Source organism: Shewanella sp. Isolate13 (genome assembly GCF_022398325.1).
Lineage (GTDB): Bacteria > Pseudomonadota > Gammaproteobacteria > Enterobacterales > Shewanellaceae > Shewanella.
This window is the reverse complement of the sequence record NZ_JAKEVD010000023.1, coordinates 47,054-70,329: the sequence shown is the minus strand read 5'-3', so window position 1 is coordinate 70,329 and position 23,276 is coordinate 47,054. Positions and strand designations below refer to the sequence as shown.

General features: G+C 44.6%; 23 protein-coding genes. 9 read left to right on the top strand and 14 right to left on the bottom strand.

Annotated elements, in window-relative coordinates; genetic code table 11:
* Positions 1 to 78: 78 nt before the first annotated feature.
* The gene (locus tag L1D44_RS14830; RefSeq protein ID WP_239891825.1) at positions 79 to 1,272 is read left to right on the top strand and encodes an amino acid aminotransferase; all 1,194 of its coding nucleotides are present in this window, start codon (positions 79 to 81) and stop codon (positions 1,270 to 1,272) included.
* A gap of 73 nt (positions 1,273 to 1,345) precedes the next feature.
* On the opposite strand, the gene yvcK is transcribed toward L1D44_RS14830, so the two are convergent.
* Positions 1,346 to 2,257, bottom strand: coding sequence for a uridine diphosphate-N-acetylglucosamine-binding protein YvcK (gene yvcK, locus L1D44_RS14825; protein ID WP_239891823.1), 912 nt, complete (start codon positions 2,255 to 2,257; stop codon positions 1,346 to 1,348).
* 152 nt (positions 2,258 to 2,409) lie between these two features.
* Between yvcK and L1D44_RS14820 the strand changes: the two genes are divergently transcribed.
* Positions 2,410 to 3,237: a glucosaminidase domain-containing protein gene (locus L1D44_RS14820; RefSeq protein WP_239891821.1), complete on the top strand. Its 828-nt coding sequence runs from the start codon at positions 2,410 to 2,412 to the stop codon at positions 3,235 to 3,237.
* Complete coding sequence (locus L1D44_RS14815) at positions 3,215 to 3,838, top strand: DUF2987 domain-containing protein (protein ID WP_239891819.1); 624 nt, start codon at positions 3,215 to 3,217, stop codon at positions 3,836 to 3,838. Before L1D44_RS14820 ends, L1D44_RS14815 begins: the two co-directional genes overlap by 23 nt.
* 90 nt (positions 3,839 to 3,928) lie before the next feature.
* On the opposite strand, the gene ttcA is transcribed toward L1D44_RS14815, so the two are convergent.
* The 11 genes from ttcA to ccoN form a co-directional block, all read right to left on the bottom strand.
* Positions 3,929 to 4,864, bottom strand: a complete 936-nt coding sequence (gene ttcA / locus L1D44_RS14810; protein WP_239891817.1) for a tRNA 2-thiocytidine(32) synthetase TtcA — start codon at positions 4,862 to 4,864, stop codon at positions 3,929 to 3,931.
* Between the two features lie 80 nt (positions 4,865 to 4,944).
* Positions 4,945 to 5,877, bottom strand: a complete 933-nt coding sequence (gene uspE, locus L1D44_RS14805) for a universal stress protein UspE (RefSeq protein ID WP_239891815.1) — start codon at positions 5,875 to 5,877, stop codon at positions 4,945 to 4,947.
* 92 nt (positions 5,878 to 5,969) lie between these two features.
* On the bottom strand, positions 5,970 to 6,722 hold the full coding sequence (gene etrA, locus L1D44_RS14800) for an electron transport transcriptional regulator EtrA (RefSeq protein ID WP_239891813.1): 753 nt from the start codon (positions 6,720 to 6,722) through the stop codon (positions 5,970 to 5,972).
* 57 nt (positions 6,723 to 6,779) lie between these two features.
* Positions 6,780 to 7,472 (bottom strand): sulfite exporter TauE/SafE family protein, encoded by a 693-nt coding sequence (locus L1D44_RS14795; RefSeq protein ID WP_239891810.1) that lies wholly within the window; start codon positions 7,470 to 7,472, stop codon positions 6,780 to 6,782.
* Positions 7,465 to 7,680 (bottom strand): cbb3-type cytochrome oxidase assembly protein CcoS, encoded by a 216-nt coding sequence (gene ccoS / locus L1D44_RS14790; protein ID WP_239891808.1) that lies wholly within the window; start codon positions 7,678 to 7,680, stop codon positions 7,465 to 7,467. Before ccoS ends, L1D44_RS14795 begins: the two co-directional genes overlap by 8 nt.
* A complete protein-coding gene (locus tag L1D44_RS14785) occupies positions 7,677 to 10,061 on the bottom strand; it encodes a heavy metal translocating P-type ATPase (protein ID WP_239891806.1) in 2,385 nt (794 codons plus the stop codon). The genes ccoS and L1D44_RS14785 overlap by 4 nt, the downstream gene beginning before the upstream one ends.
* A 66-nt stretch (positions 10,062 to 10,127) precedes the next feature.
* Entirely contained in the window at positions 10,128 to 10,607 is a 480-nt protein-coding gene (locus L1D44_RS14780; protein WP_239891805.1) for a FixH family protein, read from the bottom strand.
* Between the two features lie 148 nt (positions 10,608 to 10,755).
* Positions 10,756 to 11,712, bottom strand: coding sequence for a cytochrome-c oxidase, cbb3-type subunit III (gene ccoP / locus L1D44_RS14775; protein ID WP_239891803.1), 957 nt, complete (start codon positions 11,710 to 11,712; stop codon positions 10,756 to 10,758).
* A complete protein-coding gene (locus L1D44_RS14770; RefSeq protein WP_220769861.1) occupies positions 11,712 to 11,888 on the bottom strand; it encodes a cbb3-type cytochrome c oxidase subunit 3 in 177 nt (58 codons plus the stop codon). The genes ccoP and L1D44_RS14770 overlap by 1 nt, the downstream gene beginning before the upstream one ends.
* Positions 11,889 to 11,899: 11 nt before the next feature.
* Positions 11,900 to 12,514 carry a cytochrome-c oxidase, cbb3-type subunit II gene (gene ccoO / locus L1D44_RS14765; RefSeq protein WP_220769860.1) on the bottom strand — a complete coding sequence of 205 codons (615 nt, stop codon included), beginning with the start codon at positions 12,512 to 12,514 and terminating at the stop codon, positions 11,900 to 11,902.
* 12 nt (positions 12,515 to 12,526) lie between these two features.
* Positions 12,527 to 13,963 (bottom strand): cytochrome-c oxidase, cbb3-type subunit I, encoded by a 1,437-nt coding sequence (gene ccoN / locus L1D44_RS14760; RefSeq protein WP_220769859.1) that lies wholly within the window; start codon positions 13,961 to 13,963, stop codon positions 12,527 to 12,529.
* A gap of 227 nt (positions 13,964 to 14,190) precedes the next feature.
* Between ccoN and L1D44_RS14755 the strand changes: the two genes are divergently transcribed.
* From L1D44_RS14755 to L1D44_RS14745, 3 genes are all read left to right on the top strand, one after another.
* Entirely contained in the window at positions 14,191 to 14,688 is a 498-nt protein-coding gene (locus tag L1D44_RS14755) for a hypothetical protein (protein ID WP_239891801.1), read from the top strand.
* 191 nt (positions 14,689 to 14,879) lie between these two features.
* The gene (locus tag L1D44_RS14750; RefSeq protein WP_239891799.1) at positions 14,880 to 15,152 is read left to right on the top strand and encodes a hypothetical protein; all 273 of its coding nucleotides are present in this window, start codon (positions 14,880 to 14,882) and stop codon (positions 15,150 to 15,152) included.
* 85 nt (positions 15,153 to 15,237) lie between these two features.
* The gene (locus tag L1D44_RS14745; RefSeq protein WP_239891797.1) at positions 15,238 to 16,530 is read left to right on the top strand and encodes a site-specific integrase; all 1,293 of its coding nucleotides are present in this window, start codon (positions 15,238 to 15,240) and stop codon (positions 16,528 to 16,530) included.
* A 1,431-nt stretch (positions 16,531 to 17,961) separates the two neighbouring features.
* Here L1D44_RS14745 and L1D44_RS14740 read toward each other — a convergent pair.
* Positions 17,962 to 18,186 carry a VOC family protein gene (locus L1D44_RS14740; RefSeq protein ID WP_275660493.1) on the bottom strand — a complete coding sequence of 75 codons (225 nt, stop codon included), beginning with the start codon at positions 18,184 to 18,186 and terminating at the stop codon, positions 17,962 to 17,964.
* A 275-nt stretch (positions 18,187 to 18,461) separates the two neighbouring features.
* Between L1D44_RS14740 and L1D44_RS14735 the strand changes: the two genes are divergently transcribed.
* Positions 18,462 to 19,499, top strand: coding sequence for an HlyD family secretion protein (locus tag L1D44_RS14735; protein ID WP_239891793.1), 1,038 nt, complete (start codon positions 18,462 to 18,464; stop codon positions 19,497 to 19,499).
* A gap of 1 nt (position 19,500) precedes the next feature.
* Complete coding sequence (locus L1D44_RS14730; protein ID WP_239891791.1) at positions 19,501 to 21,042, top strand: MDR family MFS transporter; 1,542 nt, start codon at positions 19,501 to 19,503, stop codon at positions 21,040 to 21,042.
* Between the two features lie 82 nt (positions 21,043 to 21,124).
* On the opposite strand, the gene L1D44_RS14725 is transcribed toward L1D44_RS14730, so the two are convergent.
* Positions 21,125 to 21,550 (bottom strand): DUF4156 domain-containing protein, encoded by a 426-nt coding sequence (locus tag L1D44_RS14725; protein ID WP_239891789.1) that lies wholly within the window; start codon positions 21,548 to 21,550, stop codon positions 21,125 to 21,127.
* Positions 21,551 to 21,939: 389 nt separating this feature from the next.
* On the opposite strand from L1D44_RS14725, the gene L1D44_RS14720 reads away from it, so the two are divergent.
* A complete protein-coding gene (locus L1D44_RS14720) occupies positions 21,940 to 23,190 on the top strand; it encodes a valine--pyruvate transaminase (RefSeq protein ID WP_239891787.1) in 1,251 nt (416 codons plus the stop codon).
* Positions 23,191 to 23,276 lie beyond the last annotated feature (86 nt).

Below are 23,276 nucleotides of genomic sequence, written 5' to 3'. Positions count from 1 at the left end.
TCTCTCTTTCTCAGAAATAGCTTCAATGTTATAAATACACTCGAAAACCCTACACTTCTAATATTTAGGAAAGCCACAATGATATTTTCCCAGGTTGAACTGGCCCCTGCAGATCCAATTTTAGGCTTAACAGATGCATTTAAAGCTGATGTTCGCGAAAACAAAGTGAACTTGGGCGTAGGCATATATAAAGACGAGTCAGGCCAGACACCTATTCTTAAGTCTGTAAAATTTGCAGAAGAGAAATTATTAGCCAGCGAAAGCAGTAAGAGCTACCTAGGTATGGAAGGCGTCCAAGCATACAACCGCGCCGTACAGACTCTACTGTTTGGCAGTGAGCACACAGTTGTTTCTGAGCAGCGAGCTTTGACGGCTCAGGCGCCAGGCGGAACAGGTTCTCTTAGAGTCGCGGCAGAATTCCTAGTTCGTCATACGAGTTCAAAGAAAATTTGGATCAGTAACCCTACATGGGCGAACCATAATAATATTTTCAGCACAGCGGGATTAGAGATTGCGGAGTACCGTTATTACAAGGCAGAGACTCATGGCTTAGACTTCGATGCAATGATTGCTGATCTGCAAATGGCGGAAGAGGGCGATCTTGTCTTGCTTCATGGCTGCTGTCATAACCCGACCGGTATTGATTTAGACAATGCGCAATGGCAACAAGTAGCCGATCTTTGCCTAGCTAAATCGTTAGTGCCCCTGTTTGACTTTGCCTATCAAGGCTTCGGGGCAGGTGTTGAAGAAGATGCGCAAGGCCTACGTATTGTTGCTAATACGGTACCTGAACTGATTGTTGCTAACTCATTTTCTAAAAACTTTGGCCTATATAACGAGCGTATCGGCGCCGTCACAGTTGTAGCGGCTAACGGCGAAGAAGCGGTCAATGCATTTAGCCAGATAAAGAGCACCATTCGGGCTTCTTACTCGAACCCGCCTGCACATGGCGCATTAATCGTAAGCACCATTCTAGAAGATGAAGCGCTAAAGCAGCTTTGGCATGAAGAGTTACAAGAGATGCGTGAGCGTATTGCCGAAATGCGTACCCTGTTTGTCGAGTCACTCAAAGCTGCGGGGGTTGAGCAAGATTTCGAATTTATCTCTCGCCAGAATGGTATGTTTAGCTTCTCGGGTCTAACTAAAGAGCAGGTGAACCGTCTAAGAGATGAGTTTGCAGTCTATATCGTAGGTTCTGGCCGCATCAGCGTTGCTGGCATGACCAAGTCAAATATGCCTGTGATCTGTAACGCCATTGCGAAAGTGCTTTAATCGGTTAAGAAAAGCACGCATAGCGCAATAATAAAAAAGGACCTTAAGGTCCTTTTTTATTGAGTTAATTTAACTACAGCTGCGCTACGCAGTGCTTTTCGCTCACCATAATGGATAGTGCATCGGCGAGTGCTTGTTTATCATGTAGCCCGATATGGTGAGAGCTGCGAAGCGGATAATAACTGATATTTCCCTCGACGTAACTCGTGTCTGCGTGGCAAAGAATTTTATCGATAATTTTTAAGCCCAATACCTGATGGCACCAATTAATTTTATTATTCATGCTGCAATTGGCAATAGGAGAGGGTTCCTTTGTCAGGTTATCGATAAGGATCACTTCGGCTTTCGACTGAGCCAAAGCACTGGCTATTTTAGGTAGCAAAAGAGGCGGCATGACGCTGGTTAAGAAGCTACCTGGGCCTAAGATGATCAGTTCGGCGTCTCGGATTGCTTCACATGCTTCACAAGTCGCCTGTACTTGCGGATCGAGTGATAAAGCAATTGGCGTATCTTGCATCTTATCGACATCGGTTTCGCCGAAAACGCTTTCGCCGCTTGCTTGCAATGCAACTAGGTGCGTAGGCTCTTCCGACATTGGGATAAGGCGGGTATCGATATTGAGGAAGTTGCGTACCAAGTTAACCGCGTCAAGAGGGCGAACGCAAAGTTCATCCAGTGCCATTAACATTAAGTTACCAAGGTTGTGGCCAGTAAGTTCACTGTCACCGCCGAAACGATACTCAAACATTAATGAGCCAACGGAAGGACGTTTTGCTAACTGAGTTAAGCAGTTTCGTAAATCCCCCCAGGCGATGCACTCTTTCTCAGCTCTTAAACGGCCGGTGGAGCCGCCATTATCTGTGGTTGCGACAATGCCCGTCAGCTTAGGGCCTAAAAAAGAAAGCGCGGAAAGCACTCGGCCTAATCCATGCCCGCCACCTATGGCTACCACATGGTTATATTGATTAAGGCTATTATGTTTCATTGAGGGTCTCCTTCCTGAATACCCGGCACCGATATATAAAAGAAGCGGACATTATACCTAGATAATCAAAAATTTTCGCGATGTATTCTCAGTTAAAGCTAGCTTATAATAGCCAAAACCGAGTTAAACAAGAGACTGATAAAGGATAATGAGTGAAAACAGGTAAAGTAGGGCTGTTTACCATCGCCTTAGGTATGGTGCTTGGGCTATTGTTGGTCATGAGATTGGTATTTATTCCCAGCAGTGAGCAGCAACCCCAGACACTGGGTAAAGCCATCGTCAACGAAGAGATCGCCAATGTTGTGCCTGATTTCGCAGCAATTAAGGATGTTAGCGAAAAGAAGCGTGCATTTTTTGATTTTTTAAGACCGTCAATTAAGCACCAGAATGCCATTATTCAGGGTGAGAGAGACTTTCTTATTGAGACTAAGAAGCAGATCATTAATGGCAAAGCGCTTACCGAAGCCGACGAGTTTAGATTACAGCAAATATCTGAAAAATATCAGTACACATTACGAAGCCTAACCCTTAGTAATCTTGATACCCTATTGGTTCGAGTCGATATTATTCCAGAGCAGATGGTGTTAATTCAAGCCGCTAATGAAACGGGTTGGGGCAGCTCTCGATTTGCAAAAGAGGGGCTTAACTTTTTCGGCCAGTGGTGTTTTCGAAAAGGTTGTGGTCTAGTGCCTCAATCGAGAACCGAAGGCTTATCTCACGAGGTCGCACTATTTAAAACTGTCGAAGATTCGGTAGCTTCGTACATGCGTAACCTTAATTCCAATGCCGCTTACACATTACTGAGATCGATTCGAGCCGATCTGCGGGCGCAGAATAAGACACCTCAAGCTCAAGACCTTGTTTATGGCTTGATCAACTATTCAGAACGTCAGGAAGCTTATATCGATGAGCTACTTGAAATGTTACGCCAAAACCAACGATTTTTAGTGGATAATAATGAAAAAACAACTGCTGCTTAGCTGTATCTTATTAGGAGTTTCGACAGTGGGTCAGGCTCAGCCGATCTCACTTGAGTATCAAAGCTTTTATCAACGCCTCAAGCAGGTAAATAAAGGTAACTACCAGTTAGTGGAGCTGGCATTCTCTGTCTCTAAGGCTAATGGATGCAAGGTCAAAAGTGGCACGATTACGACCGAAAACGATACCTTTCCGTTAACCATAACAAAAGACCAACGGTTATTTTTACCCTTTGATAGTCAACTAAAGTCTGATCGAGCCTTAATTAACTTAGATGTTGAAGGCAATGCGCAAACCTGCGCCATTGCAATGCAGGTTAGAGCAAAAAATACCAAGAAAAGCTATGACAAGGCCGAGCTCAAGCAGCTAGAGCAAGAGATGAATGCATTGCTCAGCCGTATGCAAGGTTTTCCAATGCGTTACTTTGCAGATGATATTGCTGGGTTAAACCTCGAGTTTTCTCAAGATGCGACCCTTACTATTGATGGCAAGGTGATCCCTGTATCGGGTACGTACAGATTGGGCAGTGAACAGATAGATAAGCTCGAGACACTGACCTCAAGCATTAAGCCTAACGTCATAAGTCCTTGGACGGTAAAATAGCGTTAAGCTAAGTGATTGCCACAAAAAAGCCCTGTTAATCAGGGCTTTTTTACGTCTAGCAATTTTACACTCTAGAGATAGTCTGCCAATTTACTCTGGCGTATAAGTGCTGACAACGTCGATTCGAGCCGCCTTATCCAGATTGATATGGCCATTATTCGCCACATCTACAAAATCAAATGCAGGAAGATCAGACTCAGCCACATCGCCTCTCAACGGCGCATCGGGATCGCGTTTTAGCGATAAAAAGTCAAACTGCTCTCTATCCACACCTTGCGATGGCGCGGTATTTTGCATAGCGGTAAAGATAGTTTCGATACGACCAGGGTGCTGCTTATCCCACTGTACTAGCATGTCTTTGACTGCGGCACGCTTTAAGTTTTCTTGTGAACCACAAAGATTACAAGGAATGATTGGGAAATCTTTAAGCTTAGCGTATTCGGCAATATCTTTTTCGCGACAATAAGCCAGCGGGCGGATCACCATATTTGCCCCATCGTCAGATAACAACTTCGGCGGCATGGCTTTCATCTTACCTGCAAAGAACATGTTAAGGAACATGGTCTCGATAATGTCGTCTCTATGGTGACCTAGTGCGATTTTAGTCGCGCCGATCTTCTGTGCGAAGCCGTATAGGGTTCCTCGGCGCAGGCGCGAACAAAGCGAACAGGTGGTCTTGCCTTCAGGAATCTTCTCTTTAACGATAGAGTAAGTATCTTTTTCGAGGATATGGTATGCCACGCCCAATGTATCGAGGTAGGCAGGTAAAATATCTTCTGGAAAACCTGGCTGCTTTTGGTCCAGATTTACGGCAACGATTTCAAATTTAATAGGTGCGCGTTGCTGAAGGTTCAACAAGATATCAAGCATGGCATAGCTATCTTTACCACCGGAGAGGCAACACATAACGCGGTCACCATCTTCAATCATGTTGTAGTCACCAATAGCTCGGCCAACTTCAGCGCGTAGTCGCTTCTGTAGTTTTGCCATGCGGGTAACTTGTTTTGGGGTTAATTCTTCGGACATAAAAAAACGCGCCTAGTACACAAATGTTCAGGGCGCGTATTATTCCAGCTAAATGGCTTGGGGTAAAGCTTAGATAGCGGTTATAGCTCTTCTAAAGGCGATTTATAGCCATCGGGCTTAATTGCTAATAGGTCGCAGTTAATGCTGTCGATGACATGTTCGGCTGTATTACCGATCAAGGCCGCCGAAAGGCCTGTTCGGCCGACGGTTCCAAGTACCACTAACTCAGCATCTAGTTCCGTTGCAAGATCGGGGATAACATCTTCTGGTAGGCCTTCTTTTACATGGCAGAAGTCTGGAGAGATCCCGTATGCGTTAGCAAGATAGCAAATTCGCTCTTCGTGTTGCAGCCTAATCGTTTCGCTATAGGTGTGAGCATCGAAATCTGGCAGCTCGATTGCTAAGTTAACGGGGGTGCCCGGGTAACCGTTGACGAGGTGAACCTGAGCATTAAATTGACTCGCTAACTTCTTAGCATGGGAAATAATCTTGCCATTAAGCGTTGCGTTCGCATCATCGTCTGCACTGACATTGACGGCACAAACAATTTTACCTGCGACTGGCCATTCATCTGCTTTAACCAGAAGTACAGGAACGGGCGCCTTACGCATCAAGTGCCAGTCGGTCGGGGTAAAGATCACTGACTTAAGCTTGTCATGCTCGTGCGTACCCTTGACGATAATATCGTAATTACCTTCAATGGCTTGTTTAATGATGCTTTCGAAAGGGCGGTTATGCCAGATGACTTCGGTCGTGATCTTGACGCCATCTTTGCAGTAGGGTTTTATGATATCTTCAATCCAGGCCTTACGCTGATTAACAACGCCTTCACGCATTGCTTCTCTCTCATGACCAGACAGAATAGAGGTCATCTCGTAAGAGAAATCAAAAATGGATAAAAATACCGTAATCTCGGCTTGGTTGTCAGAGGCGAGTTCAACGGCTCTGGCAAGAGCCGCCTGCTTGTCTGTCGTTGGGTCGATAACCACAAGGAGTTTCTGATAGTCCATCATTACTGTTTCCTCATCTAATATCGTCTAGTTTCATCTTGCATGATTGCGATGAATTTATATTGTTTTAGATCAAGCGGATTGCCAAATACTTCCTATCGCGCAATATTACTGTTCCCAGATAGCTCGCTTAATGCATCTATATCCAATATGGTGATGTACTTTCCTTTAACTTCAATCAGTTCTGACTTTTGGAAACGGCCCAGCAAACGGCTGATAGTCTCTACCGTCAAACCAAGGTAATTGCCGATATCACCACGGGTCATGGTTAATCTAAATTCTCTAGGTGAAAAACCGCGGCTACCGAAGCGCTTAGCTAGGTTACTGATAAATGCAGCCAGTCTCTCTTCTGCATTCTTCTTGCTGAGTAGCAAAATCATCTCTTGATCGCTTTGAATTTCATTACTCATTAAGCGCATGACCTGCTGTCTCAGTTTTGGCATCTTTCCGGTGAGTTCGTCCAGAGTAGTGAAGGGGATTTCACATACCATAGAGGTTTCTAATGCCTGAGCAAAACTTTGGTGAAATTGTGAGTGAATACCATCAAAACCTATCACATCACCTGCTAAATGAAAGCCTGTGATCTGCTCATCACCTTGCTCGGTGATGGTGTAACTCTTAATTGTCCCTGAGCGAATTGCGAATAATGATTTTAGCGGGTCACCAGATTTGAAAATGGGTTCACCTTTTTGGATCGGCTTTTTACGTTCGATGATTTCATCAAGCTGGTCTAACTCGTTAGAGTTAAGCGTGAACGGAATACAAAGCGTACCCATGCTGCAATCATGACAATGAATCGCACATCCTGACGCCATTTGACGGCGGTTCTTATTGTTATCAGCTGACATTGTCTCTCTCAATTTTGACTGTTCACCTACTATGTTAAACTAATTTGATATTGGGAGCTAGCTAAGCTGGTTAATCGCCACATACAAGGTCTGTATTCCGAATGCCACTAAGGCAATACCGCTTATTATTCGCACCGCCTTTTTTTGCACCCAGCGACTAAAAGCGCTCGCTGCGATCCCCGCACTTAACAGTGCAGGAAGCGTACCCAAGCCGAAACAAAACATGATTAGGCCACCATCGATGGCGTTACCCGCTGCAACGCTCCAGGTTAGCATGCTATAAACCAAACCACATGGGAGCCAGCCCCAAAGCGCTCCAGCAATGAAGGCGTGGCGGCGGTTCTTAATCGGAATAAATTTATTGGCGACAGGCGCTATGTATTGCCACAACCATTTGCCCACACGTTCAATTTGTACCACTCCTGCCCACAATTGTGCGATATAAAGGCCAGTAATGATCATCATAATGCCGGCAAAAGCACGTAAAACAAGAAGGTAAGTATCGGCATCGAACAATAATCCAAGGGCACTGGTACTGCCGCCGATGAGGGCTCCAGCTAGGGTGTAACTGATAATGCGGCCGCTGTTGTAGCTTAGTAGGTAACCGAGCTGGGACATCAGCACATTGCCCGCAGTCTGCTTAGGTAAATTAGCCGATAGCGCACCAACGAGGCCGCCACACATACCAATACAGTGGCCAGCCCCCATCAAGCCGACCAATAACGCTCCAATCAAGCTGTAATCATTCACGCTCTAGGCTCACAGGCTTTTCGCCGTCATGTTTATCAATGTTTTGTGTTGTCGTCTTACTATTCTGGTCATCGTCTTCAAAAAGAATCGATACACTCTGCTTTTCTAAATCATCAAATTGATCAGATTTTACCGCCCAAAAAAACACGGCAACCGCTACTGCAACAAACAGCATGGCGATTGGAATTAAGACATAGATAATACTCATAAACGCACCTTAAGAAGTCTTAGGCTATTGCTAACAACAATGAGTGAACTCGCTGACATGCCTAGTGCAGCGATATAGGGAGCAACGTGGCCTGTAACGGCCAATGGAATTATAAACAGGTTATATCCCAGCGCCCAGAATAAATTCTGCTTGATGATCCGCCCAGTGGACTTGGCAACCTTTACCGCATCGGCGAAACGAGAGAGGTTATCGCCGAGCAAGATAATATCGGCGCTATTCTTTGAAATGGCGGCGCCACTTCCCATCGCGATGGATAAATTGGCTCCGGCTAAAACGGGCGCATCGTTGATACCGTCACCGAACATGGCGACCTGACCCTGTTGCTGAAACTTATCAATTAATGCGAGTTTATCTTTAGGTGAAAGCCCCTTATGGACATCATCAATACCAAGGCGCTGTCCGAGGGCGGCAACTTGGGTGGAATTATCGCCACTGGCAATACTGATTTTGCACCCCATCGCCTTTAGCTGGCTTACGGCTTGACTGGTTTCGGGGCGCACTTCATCATTGAGGGTTATTTTAGCCAGCAAACGCTCCCCTTGACTGAACCAAACAATTGTTGAGGCTTCATCAATCGATGTGCCATTAACAAATTGCTGACTACCGACTTTAAATACTTGTCCATTAATAGTGCCGCATAGGCCATTGCCGACAACGCTCTGCCTATTGCTGACCGAGAGTTCACCACTGAAATAGGGGGCGAAGGCTTTTGCAATAGGGTGTAAAGAGCCAGATTCGAGTGCAGCAATGTGAGCAAGTACCTTGTCTTTTGACCAATCAGCCGTCAGTTCTACATCACTAATAGACAATGAGCCTAAGGTGAGGGTGCCGGTTTTATCGAATACCACATGTTGAATTTTCGGTAGCTTTTCAAAAATACCAGAACGTCTGGTGATAATTCCGAGGCGTGTCATGATTGCCGTACCACAGGTCACAGCTGTTGGCGTCGCTAATGCTAAGGCACAAGGGCAGGTCGCGACCAAGACTGATAGGGTGACCCAGAACGCATCTTCGGGTGAGTAGAAATACCAAAACAGATAGGTCAATGCTGCAATCAACAAAATGATGGCAGTGAAGTAATTTGAAAATCTGTCCGCATACAGCGCTACCTTGGGCTTATTATTTGAGGCGATCTCTTGCAAGCGAATGATCTCTGCAACCAGTTGATCTTGGCCTAATGCAGTAACCTCGACCAAAACGGGTTGTTCAATATTGATCGTACCGGCAAACACTTCTGACTGTAACGCCTTTTGTAATGGCATCTGCTCACCGGTTAACATCGCTTCGTTAACGGCTGATTCGCCTTCGACGATAACGCCATCGGCGGCAATAACATCACCTGGTTTAACCAAAATAATATCGCCAATAACCAGACGCTTGGCAGGGATCTCGTCAAATCCTTGATCTGTCTTTAACTGGGCGGTTAACGGTACCAATTTATGTAGATTGCTGGAACTAACGGACGCCTTTTGACGCGCATTTTGCTCGAAGAAGCGACCTAGCAAAAGGAAGAAGGTAAACATGGAAACCGACTCGAAATACACTTCTCCGGTACCGTTGACAGTTTCGATGCAGCTGGCGATATAGGCACCGCAAATTGCGATACTCACCGACACATCCATATTGACTCTACCCATAAGTAGTGAGCGCACCGCACTAAAGTAGAATGGCTGAGCCGAATAAAACACCACAGGCGCGGCAAACAGCATACTCACCCAGCGAAAATAATCACGGTACTCGGTGTCGAGATCGGTAAAGTAACCAGAATAGAGGGCGAGGGCAAACATCATCACCTGCATGGTAGCAAAGCCTGCTAGACCCAGTCGTAGTAAAAACTTGCGTCCGTCTCCTTTACTCTTAATCTCTTGTTCATCGACTTGAAAAGGCGCTGCTTGATAGCCAATCTGACTGATTTGATTAAGAATTTTACTGAGCTTTATCTGGCTCGCATCCCAAGAGATCAGTGCTCGTTGCGTGGTAGAGTTGACCTGAACACTCGCGACACCTTGAAGTTTACTAATTTTATGCTCAATCAACCAAGCACAGGCCGCACAGGTAATGCCGTCTACTGTTAACGACACTTCATTAAGCTCGTCTCTGTGTTGGATAAAGTCCTGCTGCACTTCGGGCAGATCGTAAGCGCTGAAGTTAGACAGCTCTTCAGGCACTAAGGCTGTCTGTTTGCTGCCAGGCTCGGTACGAAAACGATAATAGTTAGTCAGTCCCGCATCAATAATCGCTTGCGATACCGCTTGGCAACCAGGGCAGCACATCTGCTGCTCAACATCATTGATACGGGTAATGAATTGCGAACCTGTCAATACAGGTTCGTTACAGTGAAAACAGCTCGGTTGACTCATACGGTAAGTTTCTTACTCTTATATTTCTGATAGCTTATTAGCGTCAATGGCGAAGAGGCTTAGGGATCAGTTTAACCAGTACTGTTGATCATCGACTAAAGTGACACGCTGTTGAATACGCCAGCTTTGATCAAAACCTTCGATACGTACTTCCCATGGGCCTTCAATGGCTTGAGTTAAATCGATGCGGTAAATACCGTTTGCATCGGCAGTCACTATTTGAGAAAAATCACGCTCTTCTAAAGTCGGGTGGAAGAAGCTAACACTCAATGCCGCAAGGTATTTTTCACCACCTTGCTGTGAGATCTCGACATACTCGTCATCAAACTCTAGCAGGTAATTCATACCGAGCTGTTTAGCTTGCTTAATCTTGCGAAGGTCAATATTGATGCCTTTACCTTCTTTGTAATAATCTTCAGTGACCAGCGAATCTTTAGTATCTATTGCTATCATCAATAAATTGATACTCGCGAGCACAGCACATAGCGGTAATCCAATGAGAAACCAAGGCCAGAACTGCTTATACCAGGCTTGTGGAGTAGACATTTTTATCACCTATAATTATTAGAATAGTTGTTAGAAACTTGGGAAAAAAGAACAGTTATTTTACCTTTAAAACTGTGATTTAGCACTTAAAAAAAAGGCCTCGTTGGTACGAGGCCTTAATATTACACTCAGTGTTAACTGGGTGTGATTACTTGTCAGACAAACTGTAAACGTAAGCTGTAATTACGTGAACTTTTTCTTCACCTAATACATCTTTCCATGCTGGCATCACACCAGTACGACCGTTCTTGATTGACTGCTCGATAGCACCACGGCTACCACCATATACCCAAGCGTTGTCGGTTAGGTTAGGAGCGCCCATGAACTTGTTGCCGGTGCCATCCATACCATGACAGGCGAAACAGCCTTTCATGAATGAACCTTGGCCTTGAGCGGCAAGTGCTTCATCATGATCACGACCAGATAGCTTAACGACATATTCAGTTAGCCCCTTAAGTTCACTGTCTTCAATCGGTAAACCACCTTTTGGCGGCATCATACCGTGACGACCGTCCATAATAGAGGTCTTAATCGTTTCAAGTTCACCACCGTATAACCAAGCATCGTCGGTTAGGTTAGGGAAGCCTTTGCTACCACGGGCATCACTACCATGACACATGGCACAGTTTTGTAAGAATAGACGTCCACCCACTTTAAGGGCTTCTTCATTCTTAACTAACTCTTCCAATGGCGTGTCGGCGTAGGCCTTGAAGATAGGACCAAACTTTTCGTCTGCGTGCTTTACTTCTTGGTCATACTGAACCCAGCGGCCTTCATTTTGAGCGTCAACAACTGCTTGTTTAGACTCTTCAATGGTGCGCACACTTTGGTTAGAACTTGTCCAGCCTAAAAAGCCTTTAAAGCTACCAAGACCTGGGTAAAGTGCAAGATAGATGACACTGAATATGATGGTGATATAGAACATATAACTCCACCACTTTGGTAGTGGGTTGTTCAGTTCTTCAATTCCATCGAAGCTGTGACCCATCGATTTGCCTTCTTCTACGCCCGTGTCGTTCTTAGAACATGCACGTAGTAGAACAACGCAACCAATGATTACCACAACCGTGAGTACGATAATCCATATACTCCAGAAGTTACTCATCACTTTTGTTCTCCTGAGTCCTTCGAAACCGAGTTTTGCTCATCGTCAGAGAAAACCAGGTTAGCTGCATCGTCAAATTGTTGCTTACGACGAGAGCTATATGCCCAGGCAAAGATACCGATGAAGGTCACCATTACAACGATAGTAATAATTCCACGTAATGTGCCGTAATCCATATTTTGCCTCCTTATTTAAGCGCGTGGCCCAGTGACTGCAAATATGCAACCAATGCATCCAGCTCTGTCTTACCCTTAACGGCATCTTTAGCGCCATCAATTTCTTCAGCGGTATACAGCTCATGAGTTGGGTGAAGGTTTTGCAGGATCTGCATCTTCTGGCCAGTAAGATCACCCGTTAGAATGTTCTCAGCTAACCAAGGGTATGCAGGCATATTTGATTGAGGTACCACAGCACGAGGGTCAATTAGGTGAACCTCATGCCACTTGTCACTGTAACGACCGCCAACGCGGGCAAGGTCAGGACCGGTACGCTTAGAACCCCACTGGAATGGATGATCCCAAACTGACTCACCAGCTACCGAGTAGTGGCCATAACGCTCAGTTTCAGCACGCAAAGGACGGATCATCTGGCTGTGACAGCCATAACAGCCCTCACGAATATAGATATCACGACCCTCTATCTGCATTGCCGTATAAGGAATTTGACCTTCTAGCGGTTCAGTAGTGTCTTCCTGGAACAGTAGGGGAGTTATCTCGACCAAGCTACCAAAGCTGATGGCGATAACAGTGAAGATCCCTAATAGACCGATGTTTTTCTCAACTATCTCATGATTAAATTTCATCGTATCTACTCCTTAAGCTGCTTTTGCTTCAGCAATTGCTGGCAAAGAATCTTTAGGGGCCTTAACAGTACGGAATACGTTGTATGCCATTAAGAACATACCTGCAAGGAAGAATACACCACCTAGGAATCGTACAAAGTAGAACGGGTATGACGCTTCTAAGCTTTCAACAAAGCTATAAGTCAATGTACCGTCAGAGTTAACTGCACGCCACATAAGACCCTGCATAACACCAGAGATCCACATTGAAACGATATAAAGAACAGTACCGATTGTTGCTAACCAGAAGTGAACGTTAATTAGGTTTGTGCTGTACATACGGCCGTGGCCGAATAGAACTGGGATCAAGTGGTAAAGCGAACCGATTGAAACCATAGCAACCCAGCCCAATGCACCTGAGTGAACGTGTCCAACAGTCCAGTCAGTGTAGTGAGACAGTGCGTTAACCGTCTTGATTGCCATCATTGGGCCTTCGAAGGTAGACATACCGTAGAAAGATAATGAAACAACGAGGAAACGCAAAATTGGGTCTGTACGTAGTTTATGCCATGCACCAGATAGGGTCATGATACCGTTAATCATACCACCCCAAGACGGAGCGAATAGGATTAGAGACATCACCATACCAAGCGACTGAGTCCAGTCTGGAAGTGCTGTGTAGTGTAGGTGGTGAGGACCAGCCCAGATATACAAAGCAACTAAAGCCCAGAAGTGAACAATAGATAGACGGTACGAGTAAACTGGACGGCCTGCTTGCTTAGGTACGAAGTAATACATCATACCTAAGAAACCTGCAGTAAGCAGGAAGCCTACGGCGTTATGACCATACCACCACTGGACCATAGCATCGACTGCACCACTATAGAGTGAGTACGACTTAGTCATAGTCAACGGTACAGCCATAGAGTTAACTATGTGAAGTACGGCAACCGTGATGATAAACGCGCCAAAGAACCAGTTAGCCACATAGATATGTGACGTTGCTCGTTTCATGATAGTGCCGAAGAAAACCACAGCATAGGAGACCCATACAATGGTAATGGCGATATCGATTGGCCATTCTAGCTCAGCGTATTCCTTACCACTGGTGATACCAAGCGGTAAACTGATTGCGGCTGATAGAATGATGGCTTGCCAACCCCAGAACGTAAATGCGGCTAACTTCGGCGCAAATAGTCGAGTTTGACAGGTGCGTTGAACGATATAATAGGATGTGGCGAAAAGGGCTGAGGTACCAAACGCGAAAATCACGGCGTTCGTATGTAGTGGTCTAAGACGACTATACGTTAACCATGAAGTTTCAAAGTTTAGCTGCGGCCAGATTAACTGCGCTGCAATTAGTACACCTACTGACATCCCAACAATTCCCCATAACACGGTAGTTAGAGCGAATTGACGGACGATGGTGTAGTTGTAATCAGCGCCTTGAGGCTGGGAATGGTTCATCATATTGCTTCCACTGCTTATTACTTATACTTATTATTGTGTAGAGTAAAACTCTACCCGTTTATATGACGACAAATCATGTCTCCTATCGGAAACTAGGCTTCTGTGTCAATGTGTAACCTTACATTTCATGATGTAACGCAAGGCATGGCCATGATACTTGAGCTATATCAAAAAAGATAGGAATTAAGCCCCCTGATAAGTTGATCTAGATCAAAGTACTCAATAGAATGTTAACACTTCTAATCAAAAGGTTAATTAACGTGCAAGTCGCTCACAAATCAGCAGTATTAAGCCTTGCGTACAGCATAATATTGGGGACATTCGTACTAGGTTGCGAGCCTAGTCAACAAGAGCCGCAAGCCTCTAGAGCCGTGGATCCGAGCCTTTGTAATTTCAAGTCTGGTCCTTGTACCCAAAGTGTAGCCGATGTAGACATCCAGTTAACTGTTACCCCATGGCAAACCCCCAGTGAGCGGCCATTACAGCTTTCAATCGAAACTTCTCAGCCGCTGAGTAATATAAAGGTTAAAGTTCAGGGTAGAGATATGTTTATGGGCATTATTCCGGTAAAACTCACCCAAATAGACCAAAACAACCATAAGGGAACCTTAATATACGGTTCATGCAGTAGCAATTATATGGTTTGGAGCGCCGTTGTTAGCTATGAACTCGATGGCATCGAACACTTTACCAACTTCGACTTCTTAGCCGATAACCCAGGATAAGCGATAGGGATAGATCTGATTGCGAGCCAGTGAAGTAGTCCGATATTCCTGCAAACGCACCCAAATGACTCGACAATGCAATTGATAATCATTAACATCAAGATGTGTTGTTAAAATTAGCTAAGTGACAAATACAACGTTGTAGATAGCTTAGCAATTGATAGGGTCATTATTGATAGGTGGAAGGGATTATGAGTGGCAACAAGCAATTAAATATTCGAATTTCAGAACAGAAAATAGCTCAACTGATTTCGCAAGGCTTACTTTGTGCCGCAGACTTTAACTGTTTAGACTCCGAGACTAAGCAAGCGGTATGGCAACTGTGCCTTTGGAGCTGTCAGAAACGCATTCATTGTGACAAACAGTGCCAACAAGAGTGCCAAAGCCTATACCCAAAACACTGCCAAAACCAAAACCAAAACCAACAGACAGTTAAAGAGGCAATATTGGTTATTAATCGGTAAAACAATCCCATAAGGTTAATTAACGATATCGCTTTTTAACCTTACTGATTAGTATAGCCATATCGACCTTAATACTTATCTTTCTATGCAGTTACCTCAGGTTATCCCACTTTTCGATTCCATCGATTTTATTCAAATTGGCAACCCATTAGTCAATCAGCATATTACTCAGCTGAGTCTAGGCGAACTCGATGAGGCTGGCCTCGTGTTTGAGCTCGCGACAGACTGGCTGTTTGAACAGAAATACAATGAGAATAACTACAAGGCTTACCGCAGTGAGCTAACCACGTTTCTGCATTGGTGTTTTGATGTAATCAAACTCAATGTCAGCGCCATAGGACGCCGAGAAGTCGGCTTATATATTGAGTACTGTAAAAATCCGCCAACTGAGCTTATCGGTTATTTCAATGTAGCCCAATTTAAGCAAGACAAAGCGAGTGGTGAGCGTACACCCAATCCGAGCTGGCTGCCGTTTCGAGGCAAGAAAGTCGACGGGCAAATTCTGCCTTATGTTCTTAGTGATAGTGCGCTTAAGACCAAAGTCGCGATCTTGTCGAGCTTTTATAGTTACTTGATGGGGGAGGATTACTGCGAAAAAAATCCGGCGCAGATGTGGCTTAATAAGAGCCGATTCTCTTCAAAGCAAAAATACCGACTCAACACTGATGATGACAATCAATTAGCATTCACCGAGTTACAGTGGTCTTACATCATGTCAACGGTAGAGAAGCTCGCCAAAGCCCAGCCAGAATTGCACCAGCGTAGCTTGTTTCTAATTAAGCTTATCTATTCTTGTTACTTGCGAGTATCTGAAGTGTCAGCTAGGGCAGGTTACTCACCAGTGATGAGCCAGTTTAAGCAAAACCGACAGACTGGGATTTGGAGTTTTCATATTCCAAAGAGTAAAGGTGGCAAGAGCAGAAGTGTCGCCGTATCTAAGGCATTACTCGATGCATTAACTCAATATCGTATCTATTTAAAACTGTCGCCATTACCATCGAGCAATGAACAGCACCCGTTGATTGTGCGCCAAAAAGCCGCAGGGCGAGGGCGCGAAGTAGGGGCTATTAATGCCAATTTAGGTATTCGTCAAATTCGAGAAGAAGTCGATAAGATCATCGAAATTGCGGCTAATAGCATCGAAAACGACGGCTTTATTGAAGATGCACAGCAGATGCGAGGCTTAAGTATCCACAATATTCGCCATACAGGCATTACTCACGACATCAATATTAATGGCCGTCCACTATCACACGTACAAGCCGATGCCGGTCATGAGAGTATCGATACCACATCACAATATCTGCACACCACCCAGATAGAGCGTCACGAAAGTGCCCAGAACAAACCGTTAGATTACTTGCAGGGTATTGAGTAAGTCAGTGCTGAGCATGAGTGAGCTCAAACCTTTTTAGATTGCTAAGTCAAATGTCTAAGCAGTTAATGCCGATAAGTGACATTATCGGCAATTGACTTAAAAGGGGCTTTTGCCAATATTGCTCTTTATATTCCTTTAAATCCCTTTATCACTCCTTATGACGCCATATCTATGTGTGGTATTTTCGCGATGATTTAATTCTGCTATTTATCTATGTAACCAAGGTAGGATATTACTTTATAGAGTAAGGCATGCAGTTTTCAGCCAACTCTCATACAGACAATGATCCCGGTCTAGTTTAAGTCCCGTACCCATGCTGTTCTCATGATAGGCAGTCAATTACAGGACTCTAATCAGATTTCAAATCTCTGATTTTAGATTAGTGTCAGTTGCCAACCAGATAACTTAGCCACGATCATCGTTTGTTCCCAACAAAGCTTCAATGAATGAACCGCATACTCATAAGCTCAAAGCCTAACTCTATGTTGCAGGTCTATGTTTATGTTTAAAGCCTATGATGACAGCTTGAGATTAAAGTCTATGATTAGCTGTTTATCTAAACATCGGCATTGTTATAGTCATTGTTTTAGTCATTAATGTCGTTAGCTTTAGCGAGAATGACACGGCGCGCTGTGTGGCTGCTTTAAAGTTTTGCTTAGCTCAGCTCGCCAGATTTCACGTAGCGCACGATAAAAAGTGGCTGTTTTCTACTTATTTTCAATTTGCTGCGAGCTTTCTGGCTTTTTTGCTATAGGGATTAAGGCTCATCATTTAGTTTGCGGGCTCAGTGAAATATCAGGTGTAAGTCAGTCAGCGCTCAAATGTAATCTACTTAGCTACTGAAGCTTGAATTGAGTTTGAGCTCGAGTAGCATAATTTAGTATTTGAGGCTGTAACATTACAGCCGTTACAAAGCTTGAAAGCTTGTTGATAAACTACATAGATTAAACGCCAGTGGATTAAGTGTCGTAGCGTTCAAAACAAGCATAATCAAACGAGCTCGCCGCAAGTTTAATAAACTAAGCGATGTGGAAGATTAAACTCGGAAGGCTTAAGCAAAGCTCAACGGTTTGATTACATTCAACATGACTAGATGGAGCTACATAAAAAGCATGCATGAAATATCGGCCTTTAAAAAACAGTTTTAAATATCAAAAGCTATTCGTTTAAAGCCTAACAACCAGATCTAACCTCATTCTGATAGCTCTTACATACAAATGCGTACAATGTATATTATGTTAAATAGGGTTTGTGGCTAGATACCTTTTCTGATTTTGGGAATTGTCATCGAAAATGAGAATCTCAGTCACTAGTTCCTACACTGTTTGCTTGATTTAAACTTCAATGAACTTGAGCGCCACGGTTGATTATTATTTCCTGTTTATCGCACTATTCTCAGGTATTAGCATTTTTGGAATCACCGAAATCTTTTCACTGCGGATGCACTACGCAGAATCGATGACCCGTTGGCGCTTGCATAACAACCCAGCGCTCAAACGTTTCGACGACCTGTGCACCAATCGCTTTTAAACGTGCAACTTCTGCTGCGATTTCATCAGTCTCAATATCAAGATGCACGCGACTTTTATGGGTTGTTTTTTGAATAAGTATCTTAGCTTGATCATCTGTTTTTGGTGGCCCAAGAAAAATGCACAATGGGATAAGTGCGTAGTTCTGCTTCCCCCTCCTGTATACGACTCGTTGGCTAACACTCCTTCAGTAAAATATTAGTAGCAAGATATCAAGGCATATAAAACACTAGGTTACTAAATTAATTCAAGATTAAACATGGTTCACTTTCGTGCTTTTTTAGTCACTTACGTTGTGACAACTACAAACTAGGTCTAATATTTGTGAGAACAAATTAATCTCTCCGCGCGTCGAGCCTTCAATACTCGGCAATCGCCAGATAACCTCACTGGGTTAAAATAATGAACGAAACTTCAGCTCCATCCCATACATTACGTAACCTTATTATCGCGTCCATAGCGATTGTCGTCTTAGCCACCCTTAGTTATTTCTATATTCAGCACCAAAAAAACTATCCGAGTACCGATGATGCCTATATTCACGCCAACATCATTTACATCGCTCCTCAGGTAAATGGCAAGGTGATCAGTGTTAATGCATCAGATTATCAAAAAGTCAGTCAGGGCGATTTGTTAGTACAGATAGACCCTGCTCCTTTTCAAGCTAAACTCGATGAAGCGCGCGCGGCCTATGAAGTCGCTATGCAAAACAATGCCGCAAGTGATGACGCGATACTCGCCGCCAGTGCCAACGTTAACAGCGCTGTTGCCCAGTTATCCGATGCCCAGTCCACCTATCAACGTATTAAACAGTTAGTAGAAAAGCAGTTACTACCCGAACAACAGCTCGATGATGCTCGCGCTAAGCTCTCTTCAGCAGAAGAAAGCGTTATAGCAGCTAGGGCAACGATGTCACAACTTATCAAATCCCAAGGTGCTCAGGGGGATGCGGCTCCAGAGGTGAAAAAGGCGGCGGCAGCATTGAGTCAAGCCAGCTTATCGCTTTCCTACACTAATATTTTTGCTCCTAAAGACGGCCATTTAGGCAAGTTAAGTGCCCATGCCGGGAGTGTTGTATCACCGGGGCAAGCGCTCGTTCCTTTAGTTGAAGACAATAGCTTTTGGGTTCAAGCCAATTTCAAAGAAACCCAGCTAGAGCGGATCACAAGTGGCATGCCAGCATCGATTACCCTAGATCTCTACCCCAAGGTCGATTACCACGGCACCATTGAAGCGATTTCGCCTGCAAGCGGATCGTCGTTTTCTCTGTTGCCACCTGAAAATGCGACGGGTAACTGGGTAAAGGTCCCTCAGCGTTTCCCTATATTGATCCGCCTTTCTAATGAAGCCGAGCATCCAGACTTTCCACTGCGGGTCGGCGCAAGTGCCAATGTCACTGTAGATACCCTTCACAGCTCAGCTAAGCATAAAGAGCAGTAATATGGAGCCGTTATCAAAGGCGTCTGCAACTAACGAAGAGCTACAGGTTTTAAGCGAAAACAGCCGCAAGCTAGTGACTTTAGCCGTGATGCTGTCAGCTATCATGGTGCTTCTAGATATGACTATCGCTAATGTAGCGCTGCCGCATATGATGGGCGCATTAGGGGTCACATCTGATCAAGTCACTTGGGTACTCACATCTTACTCTATGGCTGAAGCGATATTTATTCCGTTAGCGAGCTTTCTCGCTCTGAAGTTTGGGGTTCGCCGTCTCTTGCTGATTTCCGTCAGCGGTTTCGTGATCACTTCCGCACTTTGTGGTCAAGCGGATACCATCGCTGAAATGGTTACCTTTCGGGTGATGCAAGGGGCATTTGGTGCTTCGGTAATCCCACTTTCTCAGTCAATTATGGTGCAGATCTATCCAGCCAATCAACGTGGTAAGGCGATGGCGCTATTTAGTGTCGGAGTGTTACTCGGGCCGATTTTAGGACCAACCCTAGGCGGGATCATTACTGAGAATATGGATTGGCGCTGGATATTTTACGTTAACTTACCAGTCGGCGCCCTTTGCTTTGGCCTTATCTATCTCTTCGTTAAACTCGATGGTCGAGGCCAGACCCGTATCGATTGGCCAATTGTCATCGCAATGACCATAGGTATAGGCTTACTACAGATGGTACTAGACCGAGGTAATGATGAGTCTTGGTTTGAGTCTAATACCATCTTGTTTTCAGCTATTATCAGCGCCATAGCGATAATTTTCTTTGTCGCACGCTCTTTTATGACTAAGAGCGAGATCGCCCCGGTTTGGTTATTGCGCGATCGAAATCTAGCAATGTCATGCCTAGTTATGGCCGGTTTTTCTATGGGGATGTTTGGCATCACCCAGTTACAACCCATGATGCTTGAGCAATTATTGAATTACCCAGTAGAAACTACGGGGTTTGCTATGGCGCCGAGGGGGCTCGCTTCTGCAGTGGTGTTACTGGTGATGGCGCGCTATATGGACAAAATCGATGCTAGGCTGTTGATTGTTGTGGGTCTGAGTCTGAACGCGCTGGGAACCTATTTAATGACTCAGTATTCTCTTGAGATCAACATCTACTGGATCTTACTTCCAAGTATCATTCAAGGTGCAGGAATGGGATTGGTTTTTGCTCCACTGAGTCAGTTAGCCTATGCGACACTTTCCCCGAAAGATACTATAGGCGGCGCAGTTGTGTTCAACCTATGTCGTACTATTGGTGGCTCCTTTGGGATCTCCATCGTAAATACCTATTTTTCACGGATCCAGCAACAAGAATGGAACCAATTAGGTGGAGCGCTTTCTCCAACTAATCCGGTATTACAGCAAGCAGCCCAGACACAGGGAACCAGTATTACCGATCCTACATTTTTAGCTCAGCTACAAAACCTGCTACATCAGCAATCCACCCTCACCGCCTTTGTCTATACATTCGGCTTCTTGCTGTTCTCTTACTTATGCCTTATTCCACTGCTTGCACTGTTTAAGCCTAAACCCAAAGTGGCGGCGTCTTAGTAGAAAAGTGAGGTTTTAATAATGAGTATGAACTTATTGTAAGTTCATACTCTTAGGTTTGCTCAAAGATTGGCTACTAGCACTATTTAGCCTCAGCCTCAACTTTAGGCAGTTTTTCGATGGGCTTGTCTATCGCTGTAAGCGTGCTTTGAAATAAGTCATCAGGCTCAGTCAGATTATCAGCACATTGATAGGCATTGGCCATCATAGTCACCGAACCTGTGAACCCTAATGGTTTATACAGATAAATGGTATCAGCATTGAGTTTCGCTGCCTTGATGCGTATCTCATTTAATGTGCCCCAAACCATGTCTTTATCGGCGTGTAACCAGTAGTCATAAAAGTGGCCCTGTGAACCAATGACCGTGCCCTTGTGCTCACAGCCTTGTAATGCAAGAGGATCGTCCCATAGCACCTTAACAGTGTTGGATTCATCGGTTGGAAAAGTGATGCAGCCGGTTAGGTTTGCACAGAACAATGCAATTGCACTAAGTTTTACGAGTTTCATGGTTAATCGTTCAAGAAAAAGGGACGCGATAATATAGATTTTTTACAGTTTTGGGAATCCTTTTAGCTCACAGGTTTCGCCTGAACAACCAGTAAAAACTAAGCGGGAAATGACGGCTTTTACCTTGGCTGTCGACTCGAAATCCTGGTCTCCCAGCCTAAAATATTTGTTCTTATCTGTCGCAAACTGCTGCAATATCAAACGAAAACCTGCCAAACACGGGCAACACCTACCTGACCTTTCGTCGCAAATTTGTACAAATAACTGACGAGATTTTAGGTAAAACATGATGAGTCCCAAATTAGTCAGCAAAAAAACAAATAATGAGTGCGTTTGCAGCTAAATCTTGTTACTACAGGCATTCTTTAGCAATGGTTATGTTGGGTGTTATGCAGTTTTCAAAGTTTGGTGAAAAATTTAATCGTTATTCCGGTATTACTCAGTTAATGGATGATCTTAATGAAGGTTTAAGTACACCCGGCGCAATCATGCTCGGTGGTGGAAACCCAGCAACCATTCCTGCGATGCACGATTACTTTCACCAAGCTTCAGCCAATCTGTTAGCTAGCGGCGATTTGGTCGCTGCCCTAGGTAATTACGATGGCCCGCAGGGTAAAGACAGCTTCTTAAAGGCCTTAGCCAAGCTTTTACGTGAAACCTATGGTTGGGAGATTAGTGAGAAAAACATAAGCCTCACTAACGGTAGCCAAAGCGCCTTCTTTTATCTCTTTAATCTTCTTGCCGGTAAGCAAATTGACGGTAGCCACAAGAAAATCATGTTGCCCATCGCTCCAGAATATATCGGCTATAACGATGCTGGGCTAGATGACGATATCTTTGTCTCTTACCGTCCCGATATCGAGATGCTAGATAATCGATTATTTAAGTATCGTGTAGATTTCTCAAAACTTGAGATCGACAGCTCTGTCGCCGCTATCTGTGTTTCACGCCCGACGAACCCGACTGGCAACGTGCTTACCGATGCTGAGATCGTGAAATTAGATAAGTTAGCCCAAGACAATGGCATTCCACTGATTATCGATAACGCCTACGGTACGCCCTTCCCTAATATTATCTTCGAAGAGGTGAAGCCTTTTTGGAACAGCAACACCATTTTATGTATGAGTCTATCAAAACTTGGTTTACCGGGTGTGCGCTGCGGGATCGTTATTGCTAACGAGGAGATCACTCAGGCAATGACAAACCTTAATGGCATTATAAGTTTGGCGCCTGGCAGTTTTGGTCCTGCTATCGTTAAGCAGATGATCGATTCCGGTGACCTTCTTACTCTTAGTGAATCGATCATTAAGCCTTTTTATAAAGAGAAGTCTGAGTTCGCCGTCGCTTTGTTGCAAGAGTCGATTGGCGATACCCGATTTAAAATCCACAAGCCTGAAGGCGCCATGTTCCTCTGGCTTTGGTTTGATGAATTACCTATCACGACCATGGAACTGTATGACAGATTAAAGGCTCGTGGTGTGTTGGTTGTACCCGGTGAGTACTTTTTCTTTGGACTCGAACAAGATTGGCAGCATAGCCATCAATGTTTACGCATGAATTATGTTCAAGATGAAGCTAAGATGCGTGCGGGCATTCAAATTATTGCCGAAGAGGTCGAAAAGGCTTACGCTAACGCCTAGCAATGGGTTAATTTTAGCGAACGCTTGAAAGTTAAATAGACGAGAGCGCCTAATTGCGCTCTCGCTGACCTGCCTTTTGTCTCCGC